This window comes from Alkalibacterium indicireducens (assembly GCF_039522005.1).
Taxonomy (GTDB): Bacteria; Bacillota; Bacilli; order Lactobacillales; family Carnobacteriaceae_A; genus Alkalibacterium; species Alkalibacterium indicireducens.
In genome coordinates, this window is record NZ_BAAADA010000048.1 from 340 (window position 1) to 8043 (window position 7704).

General features: G+C 42.6%; 6 protein-coding genes and 1 pseudogene. All 7 read right to left on the reverse strand.

The features are described from left to right. Positions 1–359: 359 nt before the first annotated feature. Positions 360–2501: an LTA synthase family protein gene (locus ABFX15_RS03605; RefSeq protein ID WP_346024141.1), complete on the reverse strand. Its 2142-nt coding sequence runs from the start codon at positions 2499–2501 to the stop codon at positions 360–362. A 216-nt stretch (positions 2502–2717) separates the two neighbouring features. Continuing rightward, complete coding sequence (locus tag ABFX15_RS03610; protein WP_346024142.1) at positions 2718–4172, reverse strand: ATP-binding protein; 1455 nt, start codon at positions 4170–4172, stop codon at positions 2718–2720. Continuing rightward, positions 4150–4857 (reverse strand): response regulator transcription factor, encoded by a 708-nt coding sequence (locus ABFX15_RS03615; protein ID WP_346024143.1) that lies wholly within the window; start codon positions 4855–4857, stop codon positions 4150–4152. The genes ABFX15_RS03610 and ABFX15_RS03615 overlap by 23 nt, the downstream gene beginning before the upstream one ends. A gap of 201 nt (positions 4858–5058) precedes the next feature. Continuing rightward, on the reverse strand, positions 5059–5403 hold the full coding sequence (locus ABFX15_RS03620; protein WP_346024144.1) for a single-stranded DNA-binding protein: 345 nt from the start codon (positions 5401–5403) through the stop codon (positions 5059–5061). A gap of 128 nt (positions 5404–5531) precedes the next feature. Continuing rightward, positions 5532–5720, reverse strand: coding sequence for a DNA-directed RNA polymerase subunit beta (locus ABFX15_RS03625; protein WP_091265989.1), 189 nt, complete (start codon positions 5718–5720; stop codon positions 5532–5534). Positions 5721–5768: 48 nt separating this feature from the next. Then, positions 5769–6761, reverse strand: a complete 993-nt coding sequence (gene mreB, locus ABFX15_RS03630) for a rod shape-determining protein MreB (protein ID WP_346024145.1) — start codon at positions 6759–6761, stop codon at positions 5769–5771. Between the two features lie 343 nt (positions 6762–7104). Further along, positions 7105–7704 (reverse strand): annotated as a pseudogene (locus ABFX15_RS03635) (UDP-N-acetylglucosamine 1-carboxyvinyltransferase); the annotation flags it as partial.

A 7704-nucleotide genomic window follows, 5' to 3' on the forward strand; every position in this document is an offset into this window, starting at 1 on the left:
ATCACTGAAAAAGTTTGATATAAAGAAAGAGACCTCCCCGGGTAAGAACGACAACCTTCTGCTCATGTCACTGCTCCATTTACTGTACAGGATTCAGGCAGTATCGGACTTCACTTTGTTTCGCAAGCTCATCCGTCCTGATTCAGCCTTTGTATGAAGTTTCTGTTCGTCAGCGCAAGCATTTGCGTCCGTCTTCCTTCAGATTCCGCCTCACGGCGGACACCCTTGACTTTCGCTAACAGTTCCTACTGCCAAGTCTGTAGTGGACTTTCACCACCAAGTTGTCGCCCATGCCGGGCGCACGAAAAGAAGAGAGACAAACAGTCTGTTCATCTCTCTTCTTATCATTCTTCATTCTATTAGTTCCTGATTCTTTCCATCAGTCCAGGTTTCGGACGATAGATATAATCCATCTTTTCCCTGATTTCAGGAGCATCTGTTTCATAAAGTTCAAGTGTGGAATGACCGTCGTTCTTCTCAATTACACTCGTCTGTTTTTCTGGATGGTTCTGAAGAATGTCCATCTGATTGGAATAGGTATAATCCAGTGGATCCAGTTTTGTCAGACTTTCAGGCTGATAGAATCTGAGCAAGTCCATGGACATCAGTCTGTCCGAATGATTCATTTCCATTCGAGCACGGTCTCGTTCTGCGAGAAGTTCAAGACGTTCTGCTTCAGTAAACTGCTCGGATAATTCTTCCCCAGTCTGGTTGTCGTAGATCCGGTCAGTAATGAAGGTGTAGTCAGTTGTGATCACTCGTCCATTCCTCAACGCTACGCTGCTGTCATGTCCCGGAGAGAGTAGATCCTGTCCCATAAACAGATAATCATCCGTTTCTATACCAAGAAGATGGAGCAGGGTTGGCAGCACATCAATCTGCCCGCTCGGCATGTCGAACACTTCCCCTTCATCCATTCCAGGAATGTGAAGTATAAACGGAACCTTCTGCATCTCGGCATTCTGAAATTCTCCCCACTCTTCAGGATCTTTTCCAATAAGTGGAGCCACGTGAGGGTTTCTCATATTGGAAATGCCGTAGTGATCCCCATACATGACAAAAATAGAGTTTTCATATAACCCTGTTTTTTTCAGATAAGTGAAAAATTCCTCCATCGCTTCGTCAGCATAATTAGCAGTGGCAAAGAAGTCATTCACTGTAGAATCATCTGTCTGTGCAATCGGAAACCCAGAATTCTGGTCGTCCAGAGGATAAGGGAAATGGTGTGTGACTGTAAGAAACTTGGTGTAGAATGGCTGTGGAAGCTGCTCAAGATACTCAACAGAATCTCTGAAGAACAGCTTGTCTTTCAATCCATACTCAAGCGCCCGATCTCCTGACAGATCATAAAATTCGGCATCAAAGAAATAATCATAACCGAACTGCCGATAAGTATCTGAACGATTCCAGAAAGAACCGACATTGCCGTGAAAGGCTGCTGATGTATAATTAGCTTTACTTTTCAGTATCCCCGGTGTTGCATGAAATGTATTGGATGACCCAAGAGTCTGAAATGCACTGCCCTGAGGAAGTCCATATAGAGACGTTTCAGTGAGGATTTCAGCATCTGAAGATTTTCCTTGTCCAGTCTGATGATAGAAATTACTGAAGCTGAAGGACTCTTCACTATTATAAAGACTGTTTACAAAAGGCATGACTTCGTGTGTCTCGCCGTTTTCATCTTCTAGCTCATAATCGATCAGAAACTGCTGAATACTTTCCATAGCGATCACAATGACATTACGGCCTTCTGCCATTCCAAAATATTGAGGATTGGGTTCAGCACGGTTAGCTTTTGCATAACTGACGATTTCTTCAAGATGAGATTCGTCAGCGCTGGCTTTAATATGAGAATTCTTAGCTGTTTGATAGACATCGTATCCTGTAAAAAAGTTGATTCCCAAATATTTAACAATATAATTCCGGTCAAATGTCCGTGTAAGCAGCTGCGGTCGACTGATTTCTGCCAACATCAGGTTTCCGACGAGCATAAGAATCCCTAAGAGAAGTGTCCCAGCTGCTTTCCTGCTGATATCCAGTCTACTGCCAAATACTGACTGGCCTCTTTTCACCTTATACATCAAAGCCAAAAAGACTATAACATCGATCCAGTACAAAACATCCCAAGGCCTCATCATGGCCAGCGTGGACGATATCAGTGCACCGGATACGTTGTTGGATCCTACTAAAATGTTCATTGTCAGAAAGTCAGTAAACTCTCTGTAGTATAAAATATTTGAATAGAGAAGCAGCGTAGCCGCCAGCAGAATCCCCATCAGCAGCCAGGTACGACGTTTCTTGTTTTTGCTGAAAAGTGCCACCGAAAAGAGAATGATACCCAGCCCTAAAGGGTTGATCAGTAAAATGACATGCTGAAGCCACCCAGTTACCCCCAGTTCAAATTCAATTAGGTAGGCAACATAAGTTTTCAGCCAGAATAGAACGATAAGTATGCTGAATAGATCAGTTTGTTTCATGAAGATTTGTTTTATTTTAGACATAGAAGTCCCTTCTTTATCTCTGTTAGACATGACGGCCCGTTAGTACAAGTTTAATTCAGTACTGAACACGCCTCTTTCAACTTATAAATATAGACCAAAAAATCAGACCTGTAAAGGACTTTACATGAAAATGAACGATCTTTTAACTCCATCCACCATACAAGCCCTTACAGGTCAGATATTCTCAAGATTTAATGAATTTCTCAAAAGTTTTTCTCATTCTTCTTCACTATACCCTTCCTCTTTATCAGGAAAGTGAACTGTGAAGATGGTTCCTTCGCCTGGTTGACTTTCAACATCTATGCTAGCCTGATGAAGCTGGACAAGCTGCTGAACAATAGCAAGTCCCAGACCAGACTCTCCATACTTCGTATTGACTCTTGAAGAATCCGCTTTGAAGTACCGTTCCCAGATAAAGCGCAGCTCTTCCTCAGACATGCCTATCCCGGTATCCTTAATGCTGATACTGACTCCTTCGTCAGTTTTTGTTCCACTGACAATGATCGTTCCTTCACTAGTAAACTGCATGGCATTCTTTATGAGATTCACCAGTATCTGCTTCAGCCGGTCGTAGTCCGAATATACAAAAAGTCCTTCAACATCTTTTATTATCAGTGTGTTAGTTGATTCCACAACTATCTCTTTCATCTGTTCCTTAATTTCCTCAAGTATATCACCAAGAGGCACATAATGCTTTTTCAGAACAATCCGATTGGAACGGATATTTTCATAATCCATGTTTTCATTGACCAGTCTGATCAGACGGCGTGTCTCCTTGCGCATCAGCTGAATACTTCTCAGTTTCTGCTGTTCAGGAATAACCCCATACTCGAGTCCTTCCAGCAGGCCATTGATTGTAGTCAAGGGGGTCCTCATCTCATGAGCCGCATCCTGCATAAATGTCTTCCTTCGCTCCTCCTGGCGATTCACTTCTTCCTGGGATAACTTGAGCGCGCTGACCATACGATTGAAATCTCTTGAGAGATAGTCGATTTCGTCTCTTTCCTTATGGTCCAAACGTATACTGTACTCGCCTTCAGCTACCTGATGTGCTGCTTTTCTTAAACGATTTACCCTCTTAACCTGATTATGAGCGAAGATAAAGCTCATCAGTACAGCTAATATTGTTGAAATCAGAAATGCCTGAAAGAGGTTCCCTTCCAGTTCTTCCATTTGTTCATCAATATGACTGACCGGTGCACTAACTGTCACAAAACCAGAATAGTCTCCCTGCTGATTGTCAAAATAAGGAAGATAGATCAGAGCCGTTTCACGTGGGTTTCCCAGCATGTCTTCCTGATTTGTAGTCAGCGACAGACGCTCACCTCTACGCAGCCGGTCTATTTCTTCGGGAACCACTCTCGCCTCCATATCGGGAGGAAGCTCTGGAAAAATCAGAGAGCCTGTCTCGTCAAAAACAAAAAACGATACCCCTTGATCATAAAGGAGCTCCTGAATGGTACTGAGGTCATCGCCTTCCAGCGATTCATCTTTAATCGATTCAGCATAACGAAATAAGCGAGTCTCGATGCTTCTCACCGCAGTATTCCGTCCAAAATGAACAAGTGACACTACCGTCACAGTCATTAAAATAATGATAACTGCCAGAAAACCAAGAAAAAGCTGGTAGAAGTACGGCAGTTTCATCTTAATCGATCGATCTTGTATCATCAAATTTATATCCCACTCCCCATACAGTCTGAATTACCTGGGGGCCATTCTCCGACAGTTTCTGACGTAATTTCTTTATATGTGCATCAACTGTCCGCTCATCTCCGAAGTATTCATAATCCCATACCAGCTGAAGAAGCTGCTCACGCGAAAAAACTCGTCTTGGGCTGTTGGCTAAAGTGTAAAGCAAGTCAAATTCTTTAGGTGTCAGATTATCCAGAGCTTGATTGTATAGTAGAACTTCTCTAGTCGTCCGGTCCATTTTCAAGTGCTCTGTTTCTATTTCATATTCAGCATTGGCTGAATCGGAGGCATTCACATTGGCTCTGCGCAGAAGCGACTTAATGCGTGCGACGAGAGTAAGCGGACTGAACGGTTTAGTGACATAGTCATCCGCCCCAACTTCAAGACCGATCACTTCATCACTTTCCGAGTCCTTGGCAGTCAGCATAATTACAGGAACTGTCCTGGACTGTTTTCTTATTTCTCTGCATATTGTTATGCCGTCCATTTCAGGCAGCATGAGATCAAGAACGACAAGATCATAGCTGTTTTCATTCTCCTGAAATAGTGAAAGTCCTTCTTTACCGTTATGAGCAAAGGTAGCCTCCCATTCTTCTTTTAGAAAAAACATTTCGATCATTTCACAGACTGATTCATTGTCTTCAACCATTAAAATATGCATAACAATCCTTCTTTCTATAATACGTGCTCCTGTTATTATACCTACCATAGTTGAATTTTCTATGTAAATCAATGTAAATAGTGAAGAATTTCCTTGTATGACATGCCCGGCGTCAAATTTGGTTCATATCACCTACTGCTTTTTAGACAGCAGAAACCGGCAGGATGACTAAGTCATCCTGCCGGTTTTTTTTCAAGTGATTCAGCTGGGGTTAGCAGCAACTTTGTCGGGGCTCTTTTTCTGGAGAAACTCCAGATCTTCGACAAGCATTTCAACGACATATCTCATATCTTCTGATTCAGTTTTATAAGACCTGGACTGCATACGCCCCGTCAGTGCAATAAGATCTCCTTTTGAACAATACTCTTCAAGGAGTTCGGCTCGCTTTCCCCAGGCAACAAAAGGAATAAAGTCCGCATCACTACTTCCATCTTTCTTGTAGGTCTTTCTTACAGCTAACGTATTACTGGTGACAAGCCGTCCTTCCCCAATATCTTTCAACTCTATATCCTTGGTCAGCCTTCCGATCAATGAAATGGCGTTCATGTTTTTTCCTCTCTTCTAATTAAAGTAGAAAGATTTCTCTTTCCCTACTATTACATATTGTTAAAAGAATCAGAAAGTCACGAAAAAAAAGACGCTTACCCGAAGATAAACGTCAAAACAGCTAAAAATTAGAATATAAAGTCTAATACATGCTGCCAAAGTTCCGGATTAAAAACATCCATAGGATCCCCAGCTCCTCCAATGACGCTGTATCCTAACATTGCTCCCCCTATAAAAGCGGCTGCTATAAGCAATAGAACAACTAGAACTTTTATTACATAAAATGCTATGTCTTTTAAGATTGTTTTCCACGTCATCAGCGAACACTCCAATACTCACATCCCAGACTTATCGGCTTACTATATTTAATACAGTTTATTTCTCTGCTTAAGGTTTTCAAGAAGAATTCCTGTTCCAAGAGCTACACTATCCAATGGATCTTCCGCCTTGAACACTGGCACTTTCAATTCTTCAGCGAAAAGCAGTTCAATGCCGTCAAGCATGGCTCCGCCACCGGTGAGAATAATGCCCCGGTCGATAATGTCAGCTGAAAGTTCAGGTGGGGTCTGTTCCAGAACAGATTTTGCCTGCTCGACAACGACGACCATGGATTCTTTCGTAGCTTCCATAACTTCCAGTGATGAGATCGTAATCGTTCTAGGAAGACCAGTGACCATGTCACGTCCTCTGACATCCATTTCGTCATTGCGACCATGATCGAATATGACGCCTATTTCCTTCTTAACAGTCTCTGCCGTACGTTCCCCAATCAGAAGATTGTGCTTCTTCTTGATATACTGAGTAATATCGTTGTCCAGAGTATCTCCGGCAATTTTTACGGAACGGCTGGTTACTATGCCGCCCATAGAAAGGACTGCAATATCACTTGTTCCTCCACCGATATCGATGACCATGTTGCCGCTCGGCTGGAAAATATCCATTCCTGCACCAATAGCCGCAACTTTAGGCTCTTCTTCAAGATAGACATTCTTTCCACCGCTCTTTTCCGCTACTTCGATGATCGCTTTTTGTTCAATTGCTGTAATGTTTGTTGGGCAGCAGATCAGGATATTCGGTTTTGATAGAAACCCTTTCACATTAAGTTTATCAATAAAATATGTCAGCATGGCTTCTGTTATATCGAAGTCTGCAATCACTCCACCCTGCAGGGGTCGGATTGCTTTAATGTTTCCCGGTGTACGTCCGACCATCATATAAGCGTCTTCTCCCACCGCGAGTACTTCATTCGTTTTTGTATCCAGAGCGACCACTGAGGGTTCGTTCAGGACGATTCCTTTTCCTTTAACATGCACCAGCACATTTGCTGTTCCTAAGTCGATGCCAATATCTCTAGCCATCGTTCGTCTCCTCTCAACTGTCAGTTGCTGTATTACAATGCGAGATTCTTTAAAAAAGTTTTCACTCTATCTATGATACTTAAAGTAGAAAAAAAGAGCAACCATAAATTGGGAAAATTATTCGTAGTAATAAAAGTAATAAAAGAAACACATTATACTCATTCATTCTGGACAAGTAATCCCCATACTGCCTGCTTAGGCTTTGACCCTGACAAATATAATTGGGATAAACCTGTAAGCTGGAGAAGTCGAGTAGCCTGGACAGAAAGATGTACTTCCGCTTTACGGACTACAAAAACGGACAGCACAATGGCTGCCCGTTTAATTATTCCACTATCATGGCTCAGCTTGCTGAGATTCTCTTATTTTTTTCTGAAACAGTTTCCTGATCAGATACTCTTTCCAGATCAGCACCCAGTTTCTGCATTTTAGCGTGGAAATTAGAGTACCCTCTGTCCAGATGGCTTAAGTTTGTCACTTGAGTATAGCCTTTTGCAATAAGTCCGGCAAGAACCAGGGCTGCAGAGGCTCTCAGATCACTTGAAGCCACTTCCGCTCCTTGTAGTTCTTGTCCACCGTGAATAATCAGGCTCTGGCTGTCGACTTTGAAAGATGCATTCATTTTTCTCAGTTCTTCCATGTGCATGTATCTATTCTCGAAGACTGTTTCTCTCATGATGCTTGTGCCTTCAGCTGCCAGCTGAGCAATAGTCATTGGAGACTGCAGATCCGTAGGGAAGCCAGGATGAGGCATCGTCTTGACATCAGTTGGTTTAAGCTTGTCTGGACCGATCACGCGCAAACCTTCAGATGATTCGACAAAAGTTACACCCATTTCTTTCAATTTTGAAATAAGGGGTTTGTTGTGTTCGGAGACACAGTCTTTAATCAAGATATCTCCTTGAGTAACCGCAGCTGCCACCATAAATGTTCCGCTCTCGAT

Excerpts from the sequence above, each read along its gene's own strand:
- ABFX15_RS03605 (WP_346024141.1), bottom strand. The coding sequence starts at position 2,501 with ATGTCTAAAATAAAACAAATCTTCATGAAACAAACTGATCTATTCAGC.
- ABFX15_RS03610 (WP_346024142.1), bottom strand. The coding sequence starts at position 4,172 with ATGATACAAGATCGATCGATTAAGATGAAACTGCCGTACTTCTACCAG.
- ABFX15_RS03615 (WP_346024143.1), bottom strand. The coding sequence starts at position 4,857 with ATGCATATTTTAATGGTTGAAGACAATGAATCAGTCTGTGAAATGATC.
- ABFX15_RS03620 (WP_346024144.1), bottom strand. The coding sequence starts at position 5,403 with ATGAACGCCATTTCATTGATCGGAAGGCTGACCAAGGATATAGAGTTG.
- ABFX15_RS03625 (WP_091265989.1), bottom strand. The coding sequence starts at position 5,720 with ATGACGTGGAAAACAATCTTAAAAGACATAGCATTTTATGTAATAAAA.
- mreB (WP_346024145.1), bottom strand. The coding sequence starts at position 6,761 with ATGGCTAGAGATATTGGCATCGACTTAGGAACAGCAAATGTGCTGGTG.